A 20,779-nucleotide genomic window follows, 5' to 3' on the forward strand; every position below is an offset into this window, starting at 1 on the left:
CGGTCACCTGCTCGTTCGGTGCTGCGCCGACGCGTGTCGGCTCTCTCTGGAAGGCCAGCATGCGGACCGAGGCTGGGTGCCGGCTGTGCGCAGGCAATGAGTTGCCGAGGCGGCGACCGTGAGCTGAGGATCAGCTGAAATTCCGGCGATAGCTGTGCGGGCTGACGCCGGTGGTGCGTTTGAAACGCTCGCGGAAGGCGGTGGGCGATCCGAAGCCGACCTGGGCGCCGATGCGTTCGACGGAATGGGCGGTGGATTCCAGCAGGTGCTGGGCGCGGCGGATGCGGGCGCGATGCAGCCACTGCAGCGGCGTGGTGCCGGTGTGCTCGCGGAAGCGGCGGATGAGGGTGCGGGTACTGACGGCGGCGCGTGCGGCGATCTCGTCGAGGGACAGGTCGGCGGCCAGGTTGGTCTCCAGCCAGTTCAGCAGCGGCTCGAGGTCGGATCCACGGGGCGTGGGCGCGAAGCCGTGGACGATGAATTGTGCTTGTCCGCCTTCGCGTTCCAGCGGCATCACCGAGAGCCGGGCGGTGTCGGCGGCCACCGCGGAACCGTAGTCGCGGCGGACCATGTGCAGGCACAGGTCCAGCGCCGCGGCGGCACCGGCCGAGGTGAGGATCTGGCCGTTGTCGACATAGAGCACATCCGGGTCGACCTCGACGGCCGGATACGCGGCCGCCAGCTCGGCGGCGGCGATCCAGTGCGTGGTGGCGCGCAGCCCGTCGAGCAGTCCGGTGGCGGCCAGCGGGAAGGTGCCCGAGCAGATGGAGGCGATGCGTGTTCCGTTCGCCGCGGCGGTGCGCAGCGCGTCGCGGACGGCCGGTGAAATCGGCGCGGTCGGGTCGGCGGTGCCGGGCACGACGATCGTGTCGGCGTCCGAGAGTCCGGTCAGTCCCCAGGGCGCGCGCAGGGTGAATGCTCCGGCATCGACCTCCGGGTGTTCGGCGCAGACGCGGACCTGATAACCGGGGCGGCCGTCGGGCAGCCGCGTCCGGCTGAAGGCCTCGATCGGGGCGGCGAGGTCGAAGGAGACCACTCCTTCCAGGGCGAGAACGGCGACGGTGTGCATGGCTGGAACATACCCTGTCGCCTGCTGTGACATCCGCCATTCCGCCCCCGAAAGCGCTCTGTTCTAGCAGTTCAAAGCCGCTTTCCTCGGATATGTCACTTTCCCGTCGAAACCTGTCGAAAATGCCACTGGGATCCGCGGGAGTGCCCGCATACCGTCGGGCCGTGCCCGGGCCGGCCGGGCGGATGCGAAGGGATTCCCATGCATACTCAGATCGTCCTGTTCGACGGGTTCGATCCGCTCGACGTCATCGCCCCGTACGAGGTGCTCTATGCCGGCGGGACCGCATCCGAGGGCGCGGTGAGCGTCGAACTGGTTTCGGCGGAAGGGCCGCGAGAGGTGGTGAGCGGCACCGACGGGCTGGAGTTGCGCGCCACCGCGGCACTCGATCCGGCGCGACCCGGTGTGGTGCTGATCCCCGGCGCCTCGGGCCGGATCGGCGAGCTGGGGGAGGTGCCGGATCAGGATGCCGGGACCGCCGGCGAGTGGCGCCGCGACGAATTCATCCCGGTTCTCCTCGGCCGCACCCTGACCACCGGCCTGCCCGACCTGCTCCGCGCGGCGATGGCCAACCCGCGGATCACGGTCGCCGCCGTGTGCGGTGGGTCGCTGATTCTCGCCATGGCGGGACTGCTGGAGGGGCGCCCGGCGACCACTCATCACCTGGGACTGGATCTGCTCGATGCCACAGGCGTGCAGGCCGTGGACGCGCGCGTGGTCGACGACGGCGATCTCGTCACCGGCGCGGGCGTCACCTCCGGTCTCGACCTCGGTCTGTATCTGCTCGAACGCGAGATCGGGCCACGCATCGCCCATGCGGTCGAGCGGCTGTTCGCGCACGAACGCCGTGGCACCGTCTGGCGCCGTCAGGGGCCCGCTCCCGCCACCGTCTGACCCGGCTTGCTCGATCCACGACACATCACTCGATCCACGACATATGAGGAGTAATTGCGTCATGTCCGCCGAAGGCATGTGGGATCTGTCCATCTCCACCCCGATCGGCAGGATTGCCGTCGAACTCGAGCTCCATCGCGTGGACGGCACTCTCGTCGGCACGGCAAGCGGTGCGGGCGAACGGGTTTCGCTACGCGACGTCGTGCTCGACGGTGATCGGCTCACCTGGAATCAGGCCGTCACGTCACCGATGCGATTGAATCTCGCCTTCGCGGTCACGGTGGCGGGCGACACTCTCACCGGCACCGCCAAGGCAGGCCGCCTGCCCGCGTCGAAGGTCACCGGCGTGCGCCGTGGCGGAGCGGGGCGTGCCCGGTGACGAAAGTGCTGCTGTCGCTGCATGTTCTGGCTGCGGTGATCGCGATCGGCCCGGTCGCCGTCGCTGCGAGTATGTTTCCCCCGGCCCTGCGCCGCGCCGCCGGATCGGCGGCCGACACCGCGAATCTGCGCGTGCTGCACCGTATTTGCCGGGGCTACGCCGCCGTCGGCCTCGCGGTCCCGATCTTCGGGCTGGCCACCGGCGCCGCCCTGGGCGTACTCGGGACCGGATGGTTGATCACATCGATCGCCCTCACCGCCGTGGCCGCGGCGATCCTGGCCACGATGATCCTGCCCGACCAGCGCACCGCACTCACATCCCTCGCACCCGGTCGCGTCGATGCCACGGCCGCACGCCTGGCCATGTCGGCGGGCATCTTCAACCTGCTGTGGGCGACCGTCGCGGTGCTGATGGTGGTGCGCCCCGGATCGACCACCGGCGCCTGAACTCTCGGCGTGTCCGGTCGCGACACGACGAGGATTCCGGCGGGTCGGTGCATTGCGGCGCCGGCCGGAATACCGTGGACGTATGCGCGCTGTCGTCCATCTGGTGCTGTTCGCCTGTGGGGTCGTGATGGCGGTCGGAGCGTTCGGGCCGTTCGTCGGGGTCGTGCAGGCCCGCCACATCCGGCTCGTCGATATCCGCGACGGCTTCGCGACCCCAATTCCGCTGGACGGGGTGCAGGCCCAGTCGCCGCAGCTGCGCGCGTCCTACACGGTGGTGTTGTTGCTCGTCGCCCTGGTGATGCTGCTGGCCGGGCTGTTCGGCTCGCGGATTCTGGGATGGCTCGCGGTGCTGGCCGGCATCGCGGCGCTCGTGGTGCCGGCCTGGCGATTGAATCAGCGGTTCGACAGCCAGTTGCGCGACGACTATCAGCATCTGCTCACCGGTACCTGGGGGCTGTATCTGTTCGGCGGCGCGGTGGTGGTCGCCATCCTCGCGCTGCTCGTGCCGGGTGAGCGGCCCCGGCGCCGGGCTGCAGTAGGTGCGGGGGAGAAGCAGGCCCGCTAGGCGTTCATCGCAACCTCACTGCTCGCTCACAGGTAGCTGTGGAGCTGCACGGGCTGAATAGTCACCGTGACTACATCACTCCTCGAGAATTCGCCGGTGGTGCCGCCCGAGCCAGCGAAGTCCGGCGCCGCCCGCGCATTCGGCGGCGGCGCCGTCGAGCGGGCCGGTCTGGCGGCGCTCCTGATCGCGACGGCGGTGATGTACCTGTGGAACATCACCGTCAACGGGATGGGCAACCAGTTCTACGCCGGCGCGGCCTGGGCCGGATCGAAGAACTGGGAGGCGCTGCTGTTCGGCTCTCTGGATCCGGCCAACTTCATCACCGTCGACAAGCCGCCCGTATCTCAGTGGGTGATGGGGCTGTCCGGCCGCATCTTCGGCTTCTCGAGCGCGAGCATGCTCGTTCCGCAGGCATTGATGGCCGTGGCCGCGGTCGCGCTGCTCTACGGCGCGGTCCGGCGGATCACGGCGAATCACTGGATGGCGCTGCTGGCGGGTGCCGCGCTGGCGATGACGCCGGTGGCGGCGCTGATGTTCCGGTTCGACAATCCCGACGCGGTCATGGTGCTGCTCATGACGGCCGCCGCCTACGCCACCGTGCGGGCACTGGACCGCGCCTCCACGACCTGGCTGATGCTGGCCGGGGCGGCGCTGGGCTTCGCATTCCTGGCGAAGATGCTCGAGGGACTGATGGTGCTGCCCGCGCTCGGGGTGGCCTATTTGTTGGCCGCTCCGACTTCGCTGCGCAGACGCCTGCTGCAACTGGTCGGCGGACTCGTCGCGCTGCTGGTGTCCAGCGGCTGGTATGTGCTGCTCACGCTGTGGTGGCCGGCCTCGAGCCGCCCGTACCTGGCCGGGTCGACCGACGACAACTTCATGAATCTGGTGCTCGGATACAACGGTTTCGCCCGCGTGCTCGGCCGCAATCACGGTGGCGGGGCAGCCCCGGCCCACGATCCCGCGGCGACGGCCCAGGCGGCGGCGCATGCCGCCCCGCCCGCGGGCGCGCACAACGGATTCGGCGGATTCGGCGGGCAGGTGCACGGTGTGCAGCGGCTGTTCACCGGTGAATTCGGGTTCGAGATCGGCTGGCTGCTGCCGGCCGCCCTGCTGGCGATGGTGCTGGTGCTCGTCTCACGCGGTCGCGCGCCGCGCACCGACCGGATGCGTGCGGCCGCCATCGCCTTCGGTGGCTGGATCGTGATCGACGGCGGTGTGCTCAGCTACATGAACGGCATGGTGCATCCGTACTACTGCCTCTCGATCGCCCCCGCAATCGCCGGAATGTTCGCCATCGGTGTCGCCGAACTGTGGAACCGGCGCCACACCGCGTTCGGCCGATTCGGTACGGCCGCACTGCTCGTGGTGACGGGCGTGTGGAGTGCCGTTCTGCTGCACCGCAACAGCGGCTGGTATCCGGAGCTGCGCTGGACGATTCTGGTCGTGACGCTGATCGCCGCGGTGCTGCTGGCCGTGCCCTGGACCTATGAGGCGCATCGCCGCCTCGCGGCCGTCGTCCTGACGGCCGGCCTGATCGGTGGTCTGGCGGGCGGTGCGGCCTACTCGTTCGCGACCGTCGCGACCGCGCACTCCGGTGGTGGGCCGACGGTCGGCCCGGCGCAGGCGAACGCGCGCGGCGGCTTCGGTCAGAGCAGTCCGGATCCGCAGCTCTCGGCGATGTTGCGGGCGACGACTGCGACCTGGGCGGCGGCGACCAACGGTTCGTCCGCGGCCGCCGCACTCGAATTGGACAGCGACAGGCCGGTGATGGCGATCGGTGGGTTCTCCGGCAGCGACCCGGTGCCGACGCTGGCACAGTTCCAGACCGACGTGAAGGACGGCAAGATCGCCTACTACGTCGTACAGGCCGACGGCCGCAATCAGGGCCCGGCGGATGCGCGCGAGCAGGGCGTGACCGGAAACCGGAATCCGGGCACCACCACGGGCCGGGGTGCGGGCCGGGAGCAGGCGGTACCCGGAAACGCGCCGGGGCAGCCGCAGCCGGATACCACCGAGAATGCCGGCGGGCCGGGCGGTTTCGGCCGCAATCAGCACGCCGATATCACCACGTGGGTCACCGCCACCTTCCCCGCGCAGCACATCGGCAACGCCACGGTGTACAACCTGAGCGGCTACCGAGGCTAGGAATGAGTCGAAAGGGATTGGGGGGCAGCGTATCCCGTTGCCCGCCGAGACCCGTTCTCGTCGCGCACGCGCGTCACGGGCGGGTGACGGTCACCAGACTTATCAGTGACTGCTGGCGCCCCTCGGGACCCTCGGGTGTGTGGCCGAGGCTGCGGATGTAGTCCGGAAGGTAGATGCGTTCGCCGGTCCATTCGTGGTCGGTGAACCAGGCGGTGGTGTCGCTGCGCGGCTCGTTGTAGATCAGCTTCACCCATTCCGAGCCGGATTCTCCGTCGGCTGCCAGGGCTTCGGCCTCCTCGGTGGGCAGGGGATCCATCTGTTCGACGGCGGCTCGGCTGCCGGGGGCGCTGAGCGAGTGCACGGTGTCGAACAGCTGGTCCTGGGCCGCGGGTGTCAGATAGATCAGCAGCCCCTCGATCAGCCACGCGGTCGGCCGATCGGCATCGAAGCCGCTGTCGCGCAAGGCTTTCGCCCAGTCGCCCCGCAGATCGACCGCCACCTCCCGGCGATCCGCGATCGGTTCGCGCCCGGCTTGCGCGAGGGTCTCGCGCTTGTAGTCGAGGACCGGTGGCCGATCCAGTTCGTAGACGGTGCAGCCCGCCAACGACGGCAGTCGATAGGCCCGCGCGTCCAGGCCCGCCGCGAGCACGACCACCTGCCGGATTCCCGATGCGACGGCGGCATCCAGATAGTCGTCGAAATACCGGGTCCGGAACAGTTGGTGCTGCTGAAACGGGATGCCGAAATCCGTTGTCAGCAAAGGGTGTTCGGGCAGCCGCCCGGCCATCAGATCGGCCCATTCACCGCCGGCGGCCGAGACGAACAGCTCGGCGAGCGGGTCCCGAGCCGGGGCGTCGCCCGCGCGTCCGCCCAGTGCGCGAGCTGCCGCGACGAACAATGCCGTGGATCCGACACCGGTGTTGATATCCCAGGAATCCTCGTCGGTACGCATGATCGCCAACCTACCCACCGGGCCGGGCGCGGCCGGGACCCCGCGCCGCACCCGCGCGAATCCGCCACGAAACCCCTGTCACCACGTATTTCCCGCCATCCGACGGGGGTTCCGGGCGGAGAATGCTCTCGTACTTCGCGCGCTGAGGTGCTTACCGGCGGCGCATCGGTGCGGTCCGGCGGCGAGGCCCTCCGATCGGACATCGCGGTGAGCGTTACGCCCGTATCCGCTCCAGCAGCTCGGTGGTCGCCTCCCACAGGCGGCGCTCCCGGTCGCGATCGTGGGCGACGGGATGCACCTCGGTGAGCCGGGTCTTCACCACGAACGCGCCGTCGCGCAGGTGTGCCCATGTGTCGTCGAGAGCGACCGAGGCCAGCAGCGGTCCTGAGCGTTGCGGTGTCGATACGCCGGGCAGCCGGCCCAGAACGCGGCCGATCGCTCGCACGGGTGCGGGGGCGCCGCGGCCGAGCGCGGTACCGGGCATCCATCCCGGTTCGAAGACCGAGACGTTGATCCCGGGCCCGGCGTGGCGCTGTAGTTCGTGGGCGTAGTAGAGGATCGCCAGCTTGGCATTGGAATAGGCGACACCCGAGGCGGTCATGCCGGGGGCGTGGTCGCCGGTGGCAGGGCGAGCGAGGTCGAGTGGATCGGCCCAGTCGGCCTCGGCGACGTTGAGCATTCGGCGCCAGAAGTTGGCGTGATAGGTGTTCGATCCGAGCAGCACCACCCGTGCCGGGGCGGTGAAGGCGTCGAGAAGGTCGCCGATGAGCTGGGCGTGGGCCAGGTGGTTGACGGCGAAGGTCGTCTCGTAACCGTCGCGGGTGGCCTGCCGGGTGTCGGCGGACATGGTGCCGGCATTGGCGATCAGCGCCCGAAGCGGTCGCACGGCATCGGCGGTGAGGAGTTCGCGCACGGTGGTCGCGGCGGCGCGCACATCGGCCAGATCCGCCAGGTCGCAACCGATTTCGCGGACGCGAGCACCCCGCGCGCGGGCCTCCTCGGCTACCTCGGTGAGATCCCGCCCGGCGCGGCCGACCAGGAGGAGATCGGGGCGCTGCCCCTCGGGGCGGGCGGCCAGGGCGAGCGCGGTGGCGCGGCCCAGATTGCGGGTCGGGCCGGTGATGAGAACGGTTCCGGTTTCGGTCATGTCCCCAGCCTGCGAGCCGGGCCGGACCATAGGCAGTCGTCCGGTTGTCGTAGGACTGTCAGGGCCAGGACACACCGGCGGCGGTTCGCGCAGACTGGAGTGCGTGGAAACGTGGGAGTTCGGCCGGACGGTGCGCCGGTGGCGCGACCGGGTGGCGCCCGAGGCCGTCGGTGTGCCGGTGGGTCCCCGCCGCCGGGCCGCGGGATTGCGCCGGGAGGAGTTGGCCGCGCTCGCCGGCATCTCCGCCGATTACCTCACCCGACTCGAACAGGGGCGCGCGACCGCGCCGTCGGCGCAGGTGGTGGAGGCACTGGCCCGCGCCCTGCGCGTGTCGGACAGCGAACGCGATCTGCTCTACCGGCTGGCCGGGCACGCCGCCCCCGGCTCGGACGTGGTGCCCTCGCGCGTCACCGCGAGTGTGCACCGGGTGCTCGACCGGTTGTCGCACACGCCGGTCGTCGTCTACGACGCGAGCTGGACGCTCGTACTGGCCAACGCGCCCTACAACGCGCTGATGGGTGACACCACCTCCTGGCGCGGCCTGGAGCGCAATGCGGTGTGGCGCAACATCACTCGCATGCCGACCCGGGTCGTGCACTCCGAGCGGGAACAGGCCGAACACGAGGCCAGGCTGGTGGCCGATCTGCGCTTGACCGCCTCGCGCTATCCCGCCGACCGCGCGCTGCGACGCCTGATCGCCGACCTGGGCTCAGCGGGCGCACGCTTCACCGACCTCTGGAACGCCGAAACGCCACCGCCCGCACCGGACCCGTCGAGGCGCAAGACGATCGACCACCCGGCGGTCGGCCTGATCACCCTCGACTGCGACACCCTGCTCGTCACTCTCGACGATCTGCGGATTTCGGTCTACACCGCCGAACCCGGCAGCGAGGACGCCGCCCGGCTCGACCTGGCGGTCGTGCTGGGCACGCAATCGCTGACGCCATGAGTGCCACGGCCGCGGGCGGCAGGATTCACGACGTCGGCGGCAGGAGTTCGGCGATGAGATCCTCTATGCGAGAACGGATGTCGTCGCGGATCCGCCGCACGGCGTCGATGTCTCGCCCGGCCGGGTCGTCCAGTTGCCAGTCGCGGTAGTCGACGCCGGGGAAGTACGGGCAGGTGTCGCCGCAGCCCATGGTGATGACGACGTCGCTGACGCGGACGGCGCCGGGCGTCAGCACGGCCGGGGCGCCGGCGGTGATGTCGATGCCGGCTTCGCGCATGGCCTGCACGGCTACCGGGTTGATGCGGTCGGCGGGTTCGGTGCCGGCGGAGCGGACGTCGATGCGGTCACCGGCGAGGTGGGTGAGAAAGCCCTGGGCCATCTGCGATCGTCCGGCGTTGTGCACGCAGACGAACAGGACGCTGGGTTTCATTGGTGTGCAGAGCCTTTCGCCGGTGCCGGAACATCGGCGTCGGTCGGGACATCGGGGGTGGCCGGGAACCGGTTGCGCAGGGCGAGGGACACGTAGACCAGGCCCACGAGGACCGGCACTTCGATCAGCGGGCCGACGACGCCGGCGAGGGCCTGTCCGGAAGCGGCGCCGTAGGTGGCGATCGCGACCGCGATGGCGAGTTCGAAGTTGTTGCCCGCGGCGGTGAAGGCGAGGGTGGTGGTCCGTGCGTAGCCGAGGCGGGCCACCCACCCGTAGAGGTAGCCCCCGCCCCACATGATCGCGAAGTACGCCAGCAGTGGTACGGCGATGCGTGCGACATCCCAGGGGTGGGCGGTGATGTTGTTGCCCTGCAGGGCGAACAGGATCACGATCGTGAACAGCAACCCGTACAGCGCCCACGGTCCGATGCGCGGCAGCAACCGCCCCTCGTACCACTGCCGGCCGCGGGCCCGCTCGCACAGCTGCCGCGTGAGAAAGCCCGCGACCAGCGGAATGCCGAGGAAGATCAGCACCGATTTCGCGATCTGCCACGGTGAGGTGTCGATCGTGGTTCGTTCGAGTCCGAGCCATCCGGGCAGAACCGAGAGATAGAACCAGCCGAGTACGGCGAACATGACGACCTGGAAGATCGAATTCAACACCACCAGAACGGCGGCCGCTTCGCGGTCTCCGCAGGCCAGGTCGTTCCAGATGATCACCATCGCAATACATCTGGCGAGACCGACGATGATCAGGCCGGTCCGGTATTCGGGCAGATCCGGTAGAAGCAGCCACGCGAGGGCGAACATCAGCGCGGGCCCTGCGACCCAGTTCAGCACCAGCGAGGCGAGCAGCAGACGCCGGTCGCCGGTGACGGTGTCCAGCCGGTCGTAGCGGACCTTCGCCAGCACCGGGTACATCATGATCAGCAGGCCGAGGGCGATGGGCAGCGAGATGCCGTCGACCTGCACCGCCGACAGGGTGCCGCCCAGTCCGGGGACGAGTCGCCCGAGCAGCAGACCCGCGGCCATGGCCACGCCGATCCAGACCGGCAGGAAGCGGTCGAGAGTGGACAGTCTGCCGGCGACCGCGGTGTCGCCGGTGGTGCTCACGTGTGCACCCCGAGCCCGGCCTGTTCGGCGAGCAGATCCGAAAGACGTTGCAGTGCTTCGGGAATCACCCGGTAGTACACCCAGGAGGCGCGACGCTCACCGGTGACCAACCCGGCCTCGCGCAACACCTTCAGGTGATGGGAGATGGTCGGCTGAGTGACGTCGAGCCCGTCGGAGATGTCGCAGACACAGGCTTCGCCACCGGCGCGCGCCGCGATGGCCGACAGCACCCGCAACCGGACGGGATCGCCGAGGGCCTTGAACATCGCCGCGAGGTCCTGGGCCGCCTCGGCGCCCACGACCGGCCGCACCCGCGGCGTGGTCACACACCCTGCCGGTGCGGCCATGGCCGCCGAAGGCAACTCCTGTTTAGACATCCGTCGATATTGACAGGCATCGATATGAGTAGTCAAACGAAGTCCGGGTGAACAAGCGCGCCCGCGGGCTGGTGGTCAGCTGCAGCAGGTGGCTCCGCCACCGACGGCGTCGCGCTGTGCTTCGGCGGCGCAGCAGGCGCCTTCGGTGGCGGCGTCGGCGGCACTGCCGCAGCAGGGTTCCGCGGCCGAGGTATCGGTGTCCGACCCGCAGCACGCCTGCACGGCCTTGGTGTCGTCGGCGAATTCCGGTGCGTCGCCGAATGTCTCGGTGTCTGCCAGTACGGTGTAGACCTCCCATTTCTCACCGTGCGGTCCGGTGACCCACACCTTGTCCTGCCGGGCGAAACAGCAGGTCGTGCCGATCTGCTCCGCGGTGAACAATCCGGCTCGTGACAGGCGCGCGATCTCGTCGTGGACCTGTTCGGACGTCTCCACCTCGACGCCGAGGTGGTTGATCGTCCCACCGGCGCCGGTGTTCTCCAGCAGTACCAGCTTCAACGGCGGCTGCTCGACGGCGAAATTGGCGTAGCCGGGCTCGAGCTTGGCCGGTTCGGTGTCGAACAGGGTGGAGTAGAACGCGACCGCTCGATCGAGGTCGTCGACATTGAGGGCCAGCTGTATGCGGGACATGAGAACCTCCGTGGTCCGATATATGTCGAAAAGGTTGGCGGTTTCGAGTCTGCTCCACCTTTTCGACATATGTCAATCCCGCCGGTAGCATGGTTTCATGCCCAAAGCGCTTCCCGTGATCGATATGTCCGCTCCGGTGTGCTGCGCGCCGGTGGCGGCCGGGCCGGTCGACGATGTCGCGGCCCTGGAGGTGGCGTTGCGGCTCAAAGCGCTCGCCGACCCGGTGCGGGTGAAGCTGATGTCGCTGCTGCTGGCGAGTCCGGATTCCGGCGAGAACGGTGGTGACCTCGCCGCCGCGGTGGGGCTAGCGGAATCGACGGTCAGCCATCATCTCGGTCAGCTCCGCAAGGCCGGGCTGGTCGAATCCGAACGTGCCGGCATGAATGTCGTCCACCGCGCCAAACGTGATGCGCTGGCGGCGTTGTGCGTAGTGCTGGACCCCAACTGCTGCCGGTGAATACCTCCGTCCGGTGACCTCTCCGAGGTCTCCGCAAGGTCGCCGTCCGGCCCTATTCATATCCCGGGCGGAATATCGCTGGGCGCACCGAACCTAATACGTTTAGGATGATTCCTAAGTAGATTAGGTTAGGAGCCGTGGATGTCGCCCCGTGCCGGATTGTCCCGAGAGCGAATCGCCCGTGCCGCAGCGGAATTGGCCGATGAGGTCGGATTCGCCCATGTCACCCTGTCCGCGGTGGCCCGCCGGTTCGGGGTGAAGGATCCCAGTCTCTACACCCACGTGCGCAACCTGCGGGACCTGCAGGTGCAGGTGGGATTGCTGGCGGGGGCGGAGATGAACGAGCGGATCGGCGCGGCGGTGGCCGGTCGGTCCGGACGCGACGCGCTGTTCGCCTTCGCCGACGCGTATCGCTCCTACGCCCTCGACCATCCGGGCCGGTACGCGGCAACGCAGATCCGCATGAATCCCGACGAGGTCGCCGGAGAGCCGGCCCTGCTGCGTGGGATCGAGCTCACCGCGGCGCTGCTGCGCGGTTACGGGTTGAGTGAACCCGGCTCGACCGACGCAGGACGCCTGCTGCGCAGCACATTTCACGGTTTCGCCACCCTGGAGGCGGCCGGCGGATTCGCTCACTCCAGGCCGGTCGACGCCAGCTGGCACCACATTCTCGACGCCCTGCATCGCACCCTGACGCAGTGGCCGAGCCCCACCGAAGAGAAAGCAGCGCAATGAGATCCGACACTCTGGCCGTCCCCGGCGCCACCCTGTACTACGAAATGCGCGGCGACGGGCCACTACTGCTGTCAATTCCCGGTGGCGGCGGTGACGCGGGCGTCTTCGACGAGATGGCCGAGGTCCTGCAGCGCCACTTCACCGTCGTGGCGCTCGACCCGCGCGGATATTCGCGCAGCGTTCTCGACAACGGGCCCGAGCGGCAACATGTGGCGGTGCAGTCCGGCGACGTGGCCCGGCTGCTCGCGCATCTGACCGACGAGCCGGCCTTCGTCTTCGGCACGAGCAACGGCGCGATCGTCGGACTCGACCTGCTGGCGAGACACCCAGGCCGGGTGCGCGCACTGGTAGCCCACGAACCACCGTGCTTCGCGGTCCTACCGGACGCCGACCGGCACCTCGCGATGGTCGAGGAGGTGCATGCGCTGCTGCACACCGAGGGAGTCGCCGCGGCCGGGGCGAGATTCCTGGCGGGTATCGGTCCCGCGATGAAACCGGCGCCCGAGGTGTCGCAGCTGTCGGAGCGTGCCGCGCAGACGTGGGCTCGCCTCGCGGCCAACGGCCCGCTCATGATCGAACACGAGTTACGTGAATTCACCTCGTACACACCGGATTACAGTGCGCTGGACCCGGTGTCCGAGCGGCTGGTGCTCGCGGTCGGCCGGGAGACCCGAGGGTGCCTGCCCTATCGTCCGGCGGTCGAGATCGCGGCCCGGCTCGGACTCGCGGTGGTCGAGTTCCCCGGGGCGCACAACGGCATACGCACCGAGGCGAAGGAATTCGCGAACCAGCTGATGGAGGTTCTGTCGGCGGAGATTACGTCAACGTAGCGTCATCCGACGGATTCGTAGCGGCACCGGTGGCGGCCATGCTCGATGAGTGTCCGGCACCGCGAACCCGCGGGCCGGCGGCCCCACCGGTTTCGAGGAGTTCTCATGACCACAGTCCGTTTTCATCTCATCTCCGCGCTGACTCCCGCCGAGGTCGTGGGTGTCCTCACCGATTTCGGCCCGTCCCGAGCGGAGGTGTGGCCGACGATCGATGCCGAGCACTTCGTCGTGCACGAGCAGGGCGAGGGCTGGGCCGAGGTGACCGAGGGTACGGAGGCCGCCTGGGAGCGTGCCCGCTACGAGTGGGATCCGGCGGGTGACACGGTGACCGTCACCACCCGGGATTCCAAACTCTTCGGCGCCGGTGGTGGCTGGGTGTTCCGTGCCACGCCCGCACCGGAGGGCAGCCGCGTCGAGGTCGAACTGACTCGGACGCCGCGGGCCTTCAAGGGGAAGCTCCTCGCCGCGCTGCTTCCCCTGGTCGGCCCGTCGTCGCTGCGCAAATCCTTCCGAGTTCCGTTGCGGGCGGCCTGATTTCGGCCGCGCCACCCGGCTCAGCCCTCGACCTCCCACACGAATCCGTCGGGATCGGTGAAGGAACCGAGCGGGCTGGTGACGGCGATCCGATGCGACCCGGAGCCTTCGGCCGGGACGCCGGCGTCCTTCGCGGCGGCCTTGCGCCCGTAGAGCGCGAGCTTGACCGACCCGGCCGGCGACTCGAATTCGGCGTACTTGCCGCCGAAGCTCTTCGCCACGGTCAAGCCGCGTTCGACGTAGAACTGCTTGGTGGCCTTGACGCTGTCGACCCCGAGCAGCAGGACGAAATCGTCGACGTCGCGGGTGGCCGGTCCGGTGTCCTTCTTCGCGGAGGTCGCGATCTTCCAGACCGCGCCGTCGGGAGCCTGCACGACGCCGCCGTAGCCCCAGAAACTCTTCTTGGCCGGCTTCACCGTCGTCGCGCCCGCCGCGACCGCGGAACCGATGAAGCTGTCCACGGTGCTCGGCTGGGATACCACGAGGGAGAGGATGTATCCGCGGAAGCCGGTGGTCTCCGCGTCCGACTTACGGACCCGCAGCCGGTCGCCGAGACCGAACGCGGATTCGTAGAAGGCCGCGGCGGCAGCCGGGTCCGGGGTCTCGACGACGACCGATGCGATGGTGCTCTGAGCAGTGGTGATGTTCATGTCGAAGACGTTATCGGCGATCGCGGGTCGGTCGCTTCTCGATTCCTGATCACTCCGGGAGCTCTCGCGATCGCCCAGACCGCGACGCCGCCGACCGCGAAGGCGGCGCCGAGAATGCTCGACCCGGTCCATCCGGCGGCGGAGTACGCGGCGGTCGTGCCCGCCGCGCCGAGGGCCGAACCGACCGAATAGAAGAGCATGTAGTTGCCGATGATGCTGCTGGTCCGGTCGGGGTGGGCGGCGGTGAGCAGATGCTGATTGCCGACATGCACGGCCTGGACGGCGAAATCGAGGACGACCACGCCTGCGACGAGCAGCCACAGCGACCACGATCCTTGTGCCGTGGCCAGCCATGAGACGGCCAGCAGTACCAGTGCCGCCCCGGTGACCGGGTGCGCGAAACCGCGGTCGGCCCAGCGTCCGGCCCGGCCCGCACCCAGGGCGCCCGCCAGCCCCGCGAGCCCGAACAAGCCGATCCGCGCGGTGTCGAGCTGCCACGGCGAGGCCGCGAGCGGGAGTGCCAGGCCGCTCCAGAGTGTGCCGAAGGAGGCGAACAGGAAGAAGGCGATCAGGCCGCGCGAGAGGAGGAGTCGGTCACCGAACAGCGTGCGCGAGGTGTGCAGCACCTGCCGGTAGCGAGTGCGGCCGGTGCGGGTGTCGGCAGGTAGGAGCATGAGGACGAGGCATGTCAGCGCGACGAGGAGGACGGCCCAGGCGGCGTATACGCTGCGCCAGCCCCAGGCGGTGGCCAGAGCGCCCGCGACGATGCGCGCACCGAGAATGCCGACGACGACGCCGGAGGTCACCATGCCCAGGGTGCGTCCGCGCTGCTGCGGTGCCGACACGGCCGCCGCGTAGGCGACCGTCGTCTGCACCACGACCGCGAACAGGCCGGCCAGCGCCAGTCCGGTGAGCAGCACCCACGTGCGCGTGGCGGTCGCGGCGATAGCGACCCCCACCGCGGTGAGCGACAGATGTGCGGCGATGAGCTTGCGCCGGTCGATCGTGTCGCCCAGGGGAACGAGGAAGACCAATCCGGCCAGGTACCCGAGCTGCCCGACCGTGACGATCCAGCCCAGGTCGCCGGCCGGCACGCCCAGGTCGTCGCCGATCTGCGTGAGTATCGGCTGGGCGGAGTAGACGGTCGCGACCGACACCGCGCAGATCGCGGCGAACAGTAGGCGCCGCCCGAGAGGTAGGAACACCGAGACTCCAAATCAGTAGCGTTTTGCAACTGTTCGAACGGTACGTCACAATGGTTTCAATCAGCAACCGTTGAGGAGGGCGTGATGACGCAGCCGGTACTCGCCGACACCGAGTGGACCGATCCGGCGTGTCCGGTCGCGCGCACGCTCGACCTGGTCGGCGATCGGTGGAGCCTGCTGATCGTTCGCGACGCGATGGACGGCGCCCGGGCATTCCGAGATTTCCAGCAGGCCACCGGAATTGCGCGCAACATCCTCACCGACCGGCTCCGGAGACTGGTCGCGCGTGGCATCCTCGAACGCGCGCCGGGTCCGTCGGGCCGGCGGCACATCTACACCCTCACTCCGGCCGGCCGGGACCTGTTCACCGTCGTCGTCGCCTTGCGGCAGTGGGGTGAGCGGCACGCGTTCGGCCCGGCCGAGGAACACTCCGTGCTCGTCGACGAACGCGGTGTCCCGATTCCCGAGCTGCGGCCCGCGAGTTCGGGCGGCGGCGCCGTGGACTCGGAAACGACCTTCGTGCGCAAGGCGGGCTGAGCGCGTCGACTCCGTCACAGGTAATCGTCCGATTGAGCACCGCTGCGCTGGGTAGGCGTTGCATGTCAGGAAATTGCGACGGAAGGGGACTCCGTGTCCGACCACAACAGTGGCCCGCGTGAGGGCATCAAGGGCGTCGTCGAGGATGTGAAGGGTAAGGCCAAGGAGGCGGCCGGCATCGTCACCGGCAACAACGACCTCGAGTCGGAGGGCCGCGCGCAGCAGGACAAGGCCGAATCGCAACGCGAGGCGGCCGAGAAGGAGGCGCAGGCCGAAAGGGCCCGGGCCGAGGCCAAGGTGGACGAGGCGCGTCAGCAGTCCCACCAGCAGGGAAGCTAGTTTCCCGACCGCTCACCCGTTCCGTGCCGGAGGAGGTTCTCGTGGTTTCACACGACGTCATCGCCCAGCTTCGCCAGGACATCACCACTGCGTCCGATGCCGGAGACGAGGCCGAAGTGCAACGGCTGCAACGTGAACTCGACACCGCGCTGCAGGCGTACCGCGAAAACGGAGACGACGCGGAACGGGAAGCGGAATGAACGACACCGTGGCCGCCCGGGAGGCGGGGCGATGACCGAGGATGCCGCCGAGCGGATCGCCGAACTGGCCGCAGCGGCCGGTTCGACGATCGCGGTCGCGGAATCACTGACCTCGGGCAAGATCGCCGCCGCCCTCGGCGCGGCACCGGATGCGGGACAGTGGTTTCGCGGCGGGGTCGTCGCCTACAGTCCGGAGGTCAAACGCTCCGTCCTGGACATGCCCGATGTCCCCGTGGTGTCGCGGCCGGCCGCGGAGGCGTTGGCGGCGAATGTGCGGAAACTGCTCGGCGCGAGCTATTCGGTCGCGGTCACCGGTGTCGGTGGCCCCGAACCGAGTGACGGCGAAGCGCCCGGCACGGTGTGGTTCGCTACCGCCTCCGAGACCGCGGTCACCGCGTGCCGAGCCGAATTCGACGGTGAACCGGAAGAGGTCCTCGAGCAGACGGTGCGCTTCGCGCTGAGCTGTCTGCTGGACCGTCTGACCGCGGATCGATAAACGGTCCGAGGACGACGACACCGTCCGCAAGGTTCGCAACTTCGCCGGATCGCTTACGCAGAACTAGGCAGTTGCAACGTATTTCGACGGGTATCCGTCCTGAGTAGCGTCCGAATCATGCGATTCGACGATGTACTCGGGAGGTCCCGGCTGTGAAGAATCACCTCGTTCGCACGCACCGCTCGGCGGAGGTGTTTCCGCGGACGGAACATCTCGCGTGGCGGATCGCGGAGGTCGCCACGGATCCGGTCGCGGTGGCGCCGGACACCGAAGAGATGATCGTCAACCGGATCATCGACAACGCCGCGGTCGCCGCCGCGTCGATCACCCGGCGCCCGGTGGCGCACGCCCGGGCGCAGGCCTTGGCGCACCCGTATCGACCGGGCTCCTCGGTGTTCGGTGTGCCCGGCACGTATTCGCCGGAGTGGGCGGCCTGGGCCAACGGTGTCGCGGTGCGCGAACTGGATTTCCACGACACATTTCTCGCCGCCGAATACTCCCATCCGGGCGACAACATCCCGCCGATTCTGGCCGCCGCCCAACATGCCGGACGCAGCGGCCGCGACCTCGTTCGCGGTCTGGCCACCGGCTACGAGATCCAGATCGATCTGGTGCGGGCGATCTGCCTGCACGAACACAAGATCGACCACGTCGCCCATCTGGGCCCTTCGGCCGCCGCCGGCATCGGTACGGCGCTCGGCCTCGACACCGAAACCATCTATCAGGCCATCGGTCAGGCATTGCACACCACGACCGCGACCCGGCAGTCCCGCAAGGGGGAGATCTCCAGCTGGAAGGCCTATGCGCCGGCCTTCGCGGGAAAGATGGCCATCGAAGCCGTCGACCGGGCCATGCGCGGCGAGGGTGCGCCCGCCCCCATCTGGGAGGGCGAGGACGGGGTGATCGCCCGATTGCTGTCCGGCCCCGACGCCGAATATTCGGTGCCGCTGCCGGGTCCGGGCGAACCGAAGCGAGCGATCCTCGACTCCTACACCAAGGAGCATTCGGCCGAATATCAGAGCCAGGCGCCGATCGATCTGGCCCGGCGCATGCGCGCCCGCATCGGCGACCTCGAGGAAGTGGCCTCGATCGTGTTGCACACCAGTCACCACACTCACGTGGTGATCGGCACCGGCTCCGGCGATCCACAGAAATTCGACCCCGAGGCCTCGCGGGAAACGCTCGACCACTCGGTCATGTACATCTTCGCGGTCGCGCTGCAGGACGGGACCTGGCATCACGAGCGGTCCTACGCACCCGAGCGTGCCCGCCGGCCCGACACGGTCGCGCTGTGGCACAAGATCTCCACCGCCGAGGACCCGGAATGGACCCGGCGCTACCACTCCACCGATCCCGCCGAGAAGGCGTTCGGTGCGCGCGCGGAGGTGACGCTGACCAGCGGTGAGGTGATCGTCGACGAACTCGCGCTCGCCGATGCCCATCCGCTCGGCGCGCGGCCGTTCGCCCGCGAGCAGTACATCGCCAAATTCCGCACCCTCGCCGAAGGAGTCGTCGACGCGGCCGAGCAGGACCGCTTCCTCGACGCCGCGCAGCGGGCGAGCTCGCTCGCGCCGGGTGAACTGGCGCAGCTGACCTTCGCGGTGTCCGACGAGGTGCTCGCCCGCGCCCCGAAATCGCCGAAGGGATTGTTCCGATGACCGGATTGCTCGCCGCTACCACCTCCGCCGCCGACAAACGCGTCGCCTTCCGCGCCGGACTCGCCTCGGGGACGATCCAGCGGTTTCCCGGTGCCTTCAATCCGTTGGTGGCCACGCTGATTCAGGAAATCGGTTTCGAAGGCGTCTACGTCTCGGGTGCGGTGGTGTCGGCGGAACTGGGGCTGCCCGATATCGGGCTGACCACGCTGACCGAGGTCGCGGGCCGCGGTGGACAGGTCGCCCGGGTGACCGATCTGCCGGTGCTCATCGACGCCGACACCGGCTTCGGGGAGCCGATGAACGCGGCCCGCACCGTGGCGCTGCTCGAGGACGCCGGACTCGCGGGCTGCCACCTGGAGGATCAGGTGAATCCCAAGCGCTGCGGTCACCTCGACGGCAAGGCCGTCGTACCTGCCGACGAGATGGTGCGTCGCCTGCGCGCGGCCGTCTCTGCCCGGCGCGACCCGAATTTCGTGATCTGCGCCCGCACCGACGCCGCCGGAATCGAGGGCATCGACGCGGCGATCGACCGCGCCCGCGCCTACGCCGACGCGGGGGCCGACCTGATCTTCACCGAAGCACTCGGCGGCGCAGCCGATTTCGAGAAATTCCGGGCCGCGGTCTCGATTCCGCTGCTGGCCAATATGACCGAGTTCGGCAAATCCGACTTGTTGCCGGCGCGGACACTGGAATCCATCGGCTACAACGCGGTGATCTATCCGGTGTCCACCCTGCGCCTGGCGATGTGGGCGGCCGAGACCGGGCTGCGCGAAATCCACGAGACCGGAACCCAGGCGGGACTGCTGGATCGGATGCAACATCGCAGCCGCCTCTACGACCTGTTGCAGTACGAGCGCTACAACGAATTCGATTCCGACATCTTCACATTCACCCTGGGAAGGAACCAGTGATGACGATGGCCGCGACTCCGGCGATCAACAAGGGCCTGGCGGGCGTCGTCGTCGACACCACCGCGATTTCGAAGGTGGTGCCGGAAACGAATTCGCTGACCTACCGGGGCTATGCCGTCCAGGATCTGGCGGCGCACTGCACGTTCGAGCAGGTCGCCTACCTGCTGTGGTACGGCGAACTGCCGAACGACGCCCAGCTGGAACGGTTCTGCCAGCAGGAACGCGCGGCCCGGCGAGTCGATCGGTCGCTGCTGTCGCTGGTGGCGAAACTGCCCGACACCTGCCATCCGATGGATGTGGTCCGCACCGCGATCAGCTATCTCGGCGCCGAGGATCCGCTCGAGGAGGACAATTCGCCGAAAGCCAACCGCGCCAAGGCGTTACGCATGCTGGCGGTGCTGCCGACCATCGTGGCCGCCGACCATCGCCGCCGGCACGGGCTGGACCCGACCGCCCCGCATTCGCACCTGGGATACGCGCAGAACTTCCTGAACATGTGTTTCGGGACGGTGCCGGCGCCGGAACTGGTGCGGGCCTTCGAAGTCTCGCTGATTCTCTACGCGGAGCACAGTTTCAACGCCTCCACGTTCGCCGCGCGAGTGGTGACGTCGACGCAGTCGGATATCTACAGCGCGGTCACCGCCGCCATCGGCGCGCTGAAGGGACCGCTGCACGGTGGGGCGAACGAGGCGGTCATGCGTGACATGCTCGACATCGGCGAGCCCGAGCGAGCCGAGGAGTGGTTGCGGAAGAAACTGGCGGACAAGCAGAAAGTGATGGGCTTCGGCCACCGGGTCTACAAGAACGGCGATTCCCGGGTGCCGACGATGAAGCGGGCGTTGCTCGATATCGCCGCCGCCACCGACGGCGGCCGGTGGGTGCGGATGTACGAGATACTCGAACGCACGATGTCCGAGGCCACCGGGATCGCGCCGAATCTCGACTTCCCCACCGGCCCCGCGTATTACCTGCTCGGCTTCGACATCGAAACCTTCACCCCGATCTTCGTCATGAGCCGGATCACCGGCTGGGCCGCCCACATCATCGAACAGGGCGCCTCGAACGCGCTGATCCGCCCGCTCAGCGAATACGTCGGCGTCGAGCAGCGGTCGGTCCTGGCGTGACCGGCTCC

24 protein-coding genes and 1 pseudogene are annotated in these 20,779 nt (G+C 68.8%); 17 read left to right on the forward strand and 8 right to left on the reverse strand.

Annotated elements, in window-relative coordinates; all coding sequences use genetic code 11:
* Window positions 1-130 precede the first annotated feature (130 nt).
* Complete coding sequence (locus AC5592_RS12855; protein WP_063064298.1) at window positions 131-1,069, reverse strand: GlxA family transcriptional regulator; 939 nt, start codon at window positions 1,067-1,069, stop codon at window positions 131-133.
* Window positions 1,070-1,270: 201 nt separating this feature from the next.
* Here AC5592_RS12855 and AC5592_RS12860 point away from each other — a divergent pair, with 201 nt between their 5' ends.
* From AC5592_RS12860 to AC5592_RS12880, 5 genes are all read left to right on the forward strand, one after another.
* Window positions 1,271-1,963 carry a DJ-1/PfpI family protein gene (locus tag AC5592_RS12860; RefSeq protein WP_063064299.1) on the forward strand — a complete coding sequence of 231 codons (693 nt, stop codon included), beginning with the start codon at window positions 1,271-1,273 and terminating at the stop codon, window positions 1,961-1,963.
* A gap of 61 nt (window positions 1,964-2,024) precedes the next feature.
* The gene (locus AC5592_RS12865; protein WP_036510741.1) at window positions 2,025-2,342 is read left to right on the forward strand and encodes a hypothetical protein; all 318 of its coding nucleotides are present in this window, start codon (window positions 2,025-2,027) and stop codon (window positions 2,340-2,342) included.
* Window positions 2,339-2,788 (forward strand): hypothetical protein, encoded by a 450-nt coding sequence (locus tag AC5592_RS12870; protein ID WP_063064300.1) that lies wholly within the window; start codon window positions 2,339-2,341, stop codon window positions 2,786-2,788. The genes AC5592_RS12865 and AC5592_RS12870 overlap by 4 nt, the downstream gene beginning before the upstream one ends.
* Before the next feature lie 82 nt (window positions 2,789-2,870).
* Entirely contained in the window at window positions 2,871-3,353 is a 483-nt protein-coding gene (locus tag AC5592_RS12875; RefSeq protein WP_063064301.1) for a hypothetical protein, read from the forward strand.
* Between the two features lie 57 nt (window positions 3,354-3,410).
* Window positions 3,411-5,498, forward strand: a complete 2,088-nt coding sequence (locus AC5592_RS12880) for an ArnT family glycosyltransferase (protein WP_063064302.1) — start codon at window positions 3,411-3,413, stop codon at window positions 5,496-5,498.
* Window positions 5,499-5,571: 73 nt separating this feature from the next.
* Here AC5592_RS12880 and AC5592_RS12885 read toward each other — a convergent pair whose 3' ends face one another.
* Together AC5592_RS12885 and AC5592_RS12890 are read right to left on the reverse strand one after the other, a co-directional pair.
* Window positions 5,572-6,450 (reverse strand): SAM-dependent methyltransferase, encoded by an 879-nt coding sequence (locus AC5592_RS12885; protein ID WP_063064303.1) that lies wholly within the window; start codon window positions 6,448-6,450, stop codon window positions 5,572-5,574.
* A 214-nt stretch (window positions 6,451-6,664) separates the two neighbouring features.
* Window positions 6,665-7,597, reverse strand: coding sequence for an SDR family NAD(P)-dependent oxidoreductase (locus tag AC5592_RS12890; protein WP_063064304.1), 933 nt, complete (start codon window positions 7,595-7,597; stop codon window positions 6,665-6,667).
* A 103-nt stretch (window positions 7,598-7,700) separates the two neighbouring features.
* On the opposite strand from AC5592_RS12890, the gene AC5592_RS12895 reads away from it, so the two are divergent.
* Entirely contained in the window at window positions 7,701-8,546 is an 846-nt protein-coding gene (locus AC5592_RS12895; protein ID WP_036510755.1) for a helix-turn-helix transcriptional regulator, read from the forward strand.
* A gap of 25 nt (window positions 8,547-8,571) precedes the next feature.
* On the opposite strand, the pseudogene arsB reads toward AC5592_RS12895, so the two are convergent.
* The 3 genes and pseudogenes from arsB to AC5592_RS12910 all read right to left on the reverse strand — a co-directional run bounded on the left by arsB (window position 8,572) and on the right by AC5592_RS12910 (window position 11,095).
* Window positions 8,572-10,088: pseudogene (arsB, locus tag AC5592_RS12900) on the reverse strand (ACR3 family arsenite efflux transporter).
* Entirely contained in the window at window positions 10,085-10,465 is a 381-nt protein-coding gene (locus AC5592_RS12905) for an ArsR/SmtB family transcription factor (RefSeq protein WP_051025620.1), read from the reverse strand. The pseudogene arsB and the gene AC5592_RS12905 overlap by 4 nt, the downstream one beginning before the upstream one ends.
* 75 nt (window positions 10,466-10,540) lie before the next feature.
* Window positions 10,541-11,095, reverse strand: coding sequence for an ArsI/CadI family heavy metal resistance metalloenzyme (locus AC5592_RS12910; RefSeq protein ID WP_036510767.1), 555 nt, complete (start codon window positions 11,093-11,095; stop codon window positions 10,541-10,543).
* A gap of 97 nt (window positions 11,096-11,192) precedes the next feature.
* Between AC5592_RS12910 and AC5592_RS12915 the strand changes: the two genes are divergently transcribed.
* From AC5592_RS12915 to AC5592_RS12930, 4 genes are all read left to right on the forward strand, one after another.
* Entirely contained in the window at window positions 11,193-11,552 is a 360-nt protein-coding gene (locus AC5592_RS12915) for an Rv2640c family ArsR-like transcriptional regulator (protein WP_063064307.1), read from the forward strand.
* A gap of 141 nt (window positions 11,553-11,693) precedes the next feature.
* Complete coding sequence (locus AC5592_RS12920) at window positions 11,694-12,287, forward strand: TetR/AcrR family transcriptional regulator (RefSeq protein ID WP_036510773.1); 594 nt, start codon at window positions 11,694-11,696, stop codon at window positions 12,285-12,287.
* Window positions 12,284-13,117, forward strand: a complete 834-nt coding sequence (locus AC5592_RS12925; protein WP_063064308.1) for an alpha/beta fold hydrolase — start codon at window positions 12,284-12,286, stop codon at window positions 13,115-13,117. Before AC5592_RS12920 ends, AC5592_RS12925 begins: the two co-directional genes overlap by 4 nt.
* Before the next feature lie 105 nt (window positions 13,118-13,222).
* Window positions 13,223-13,651 carry a hypothetical protein gene (locus tag AC5592_RS12930; protein ID WP_063064309.1) on the forward strand — a complete coding sequence of 143 codons (429 nt, stop codon included), beginning with the start codon at window positions 13,223-13,225 and terminating at the stop codon, window positions 13,649-13,651.
* Between the two features lie 20 nt (window positions 13,652-13,671).
* Here the strand turns inward: AC5592_RS12930 and AC5592_RS12935 are convergent, their stop codons facing one another.
* Both AC5592_RS12935 and AC5592_RS12940 read right to left on the reverse strand, forming a co-directional pair.
* Window positions 13,672-14,301, reverse strand: a complete 630-nt coding sequence (locus AC5592_RS12935) for a VOC family protein (RefSeq protein ID WP_063064310.1) — start codon at window positions 14,299-14,301, stop codon at window positions 13,672-13,674.
* Window positions 14,298-15,506, reverse strand: coding sequence for an MFS transporter (locus AC5592_RS12940; RefSeq protein ID WP_084506619.1), 1,209 nt, complete (start codon window positions 15,504-15,506; stop codon window positions 14,298-14,300). Before AC5592_RS12940 ends, AC5592_RS12935 begins: the two co-directional genes overlap by 4 nt.
* Window positions 15,507-15,590: 84 nt before the next feature.
* Between AC5592_RS12940 and AC5592_RS12945 the strand changes: the two genes are divergently transcribed.
* The 7 genes from AC5592_RS12945 to AC5592_RS12975 all read left to right on the forward strand — a co-directional run bounded on the left by AC5592_RS12945 (window position 15,591) and on the right by AC5592_RS12975 (window position 20,771).
* On the forward strand, window positions 15,591-16,043 hold the full coding sequence (locus AC5592_RS12945; RefSeq protein ID WP_036510786.1) for a winged helix-turn-helix transcriptional regulator: 453 nt from the start codon (window positions 15,591-15,593) through the stop codon (window positions 16,041-16,043).
* 93 nt (window positions 16,044-16,136) lie between these two features.
* Window positions 16,137-16,382, forward strand: a complete 246-nt coding sequence (gene mbp1 / locus AC5592_RS12950; RefSeq protein WP_036510789.1) for a microaggregate-binding protein 1 — start codon at window positions 16,137-16,139, stop codon at window positions 16,380-16,382.
* Window positions 16,383-16,423: 41 nt separating this feature from the next.
* Window positions 16,424-16,582 carry a hypothetical protein gene (locus AC5592_RS12955; protein ID WP_157121807.1) on the forward strand — a complete coding sequence of 53 codons (159 nt, stop codon included), beginning with the start codon at window positions 16,424-16,426 and terminating at the stop codon, window positions 16,580-16,582.
* A 31-nt stretch (window positions 16,583-16,613) separates the two neighbouring features.
* Entirely contained in the window at window positions 16,614-17,078 is a 465-nt protein-coding gene (locus tag AC5592_RS12960; RefSeq protein WP_063064311.1) for a CinA family protein, read from the forward strand.
* A 152-nt stretch (window positions 17,079-17,230) separates the two neighbouring features.
* Window positions 17,231-18,736, forward strand: coding sequence for a 2-methylcitrate dehydratase PrpD (prpD, locus tag AC5592_RS12965; protein WP_063064312.1), 1,506 nt, complete (start codon window positions 17,231-17,233; stop codon window positions 18,734-18,736).
* Complete coding sequence (prpB, locus tag AC5592_RS12970) at window positions 18,733-19,647, forward strand: methylisocitrate lyase (RefSeq protein WP_063064313.1); 915 nt, start codon at window positions 18,733-18,735, stop codon at window positions 19,645-19,647. The genes prpD and prpB overlap by 4 nt, the downstream gene beginning before the upstream one ends.
* Entirely contained in the window at window positions 19,647-20,771 is a 1,125-nt protein-coding gene (locus AC5592_RS12975) for a bifunctional 2-methylcitrate synthase/citrate synthase (RefSeq protein WP_063064314.1), read from the forward strand. Before prpB ends, AC5592_RS12975 begins: the two co-directional genes overlap by 1 nt.
* The last annotated feature ends 8 nt before the right edge of the window (window positions 20,772-20,779 follow it).

It is taken from the genome of Nocardia violaceofusca NBRC 14427 (assembly GCF_963869435.1).
In the GTDB taxonomy this organism is placed as follows: Bacteria; Actinomycetota; Actinomycetes; order Mycobacteriales; family Mycobacteriaceae; genus Nocardia; species Nocardia aobensis.

What these genes read in the sequence shown, in the direction of transcription:
- AC5592_RS12855 (WP_063064298.1), bottom strand. Translation starts at nt 1,069, where the DNA reads ATGCACACCGTCGCCGTTCTCGCCCTGGAAGGAGTGGTCTCCTTCGAC.
- AC5592_RS12860 (WP_063064299.1), top strand. Translation starts at nt 1,271, where the DNA reads ATGCATACTCAGATCGTCCTGTTCGACGGGTTCGATCCGCTCGACGTC.
- AC5592_RS12865 (WP_036510741.1), top strand. Translation starts at nt 2,025, where the DNA reads ATGTCCGCCGAAGGCATGTGGGATCTGTCCATCTCCACCCCGATCGGC.
- AC5592_RS12875 (WP_063064301.1), top strand. Translation starts at nt 2,871, where the DNA reads ATGCGCGCTGTCGTCCATCTGGTGCTGTTCGCCTGTGGGGTCGTGATG.
- AC5592_RS12885 (WP_063064303.1), bottom strand. Translation starts at nt 6,450, where the DNA reads ATGCGTACCGACGAGGATTCCTGGGATATCAACACCGGTGTCGGATCC.
- AC5592_RS12890 (WP_063064304.1), bottom strand. Translation starts at nt 7,597, where the DNA reads ATGACCGAAACCGGAACCGTTCTCATCACCGGCCCGACCCGCAATCTG.
- AC5592_RS12905 (WP_051025620.1), bottom strand. Translation starts at nt 10,465, where the DNA reads ATGTCTAAACAGGAGTTGCCTTCGGCGGCCATGGCCGCACCGGCAGGG.
- AC5592_RS12910 (WP_036510767.1), bottom strand. Translation starts at nt 11,095, where the DNA reads ATGTCCCGCATACAGCTGGCCCTCAATGTCGACGACCTCGATCGAGCG.
- AC5592_RS12915 (WP_063064307.1), top strand. Translation starts at nt 11,193, where the DNA reads ATGCCCAAAGCGCTTCCCGTGATCGATATGTCCGCTCCGGTGTGCTGC.
- AC5592_RS12920 (WP_036510773.1), top strand. Translation starts at nt 11,694, where the DNA reads ATGTCGCCCCGTGCCGGATTGTCCCGAGAGCGAATCGCCCGTGCCGCA.
- AC5592_RS12925 (WP_063064308.1), top strand. Translation starts at nt 12,284, where the DNA reads ATGAGATCCGACACTCTGGCCGTCCCCGGCGCCACCCTGTACTACGAA.
- AC5592_RS12930 (WP_063064309.1), top strand. Translation starts at nt 13,223, where the DNA reads ATGACCACAGTCCGTTTTCATCTCATCTCCGCGCTGACTCCCGCCGAG.
- AC5592_RS12935 (WP_063064310.1), bottom strand. Translation starts at nt 14,301, where the DNA reads ATGAACATCACCACTGCTCAGAGCACCATCGCATCGGTCGTCGTCGAG.
- AC5592_RS12945 (WP_036510786.1), top strand. Translation starts at nt 15,591, where the DNA reads ATGACGCAGCCGGTACTCGCCGACACCGAGTGGACCGATCCGGCGTGT.
- AC5592_RS12960 (WP_063064311.1), top strand. Translation starts at nt 16,614, where the DNA reads ATGACCGAGGATGCCGCCGAGCGGATCGCCGAACTGGCCGCAGCGGCC.
- prpB (WP_063064313.1), top strand. Translation starts at nt 18,733, where the DNA reads ATGACCGGATTGCTCGCCGCTACCACCTCCGCCGCCGACAAACGCGTC.
- AC5592_RS12975 (WP_063064314.1), top strand. Translation starts at nt 19,647, where the DNA reads ATGACGATGGCCGCGACTCCGGCGATCAACAAGGGCCTGGCGGGCGTC.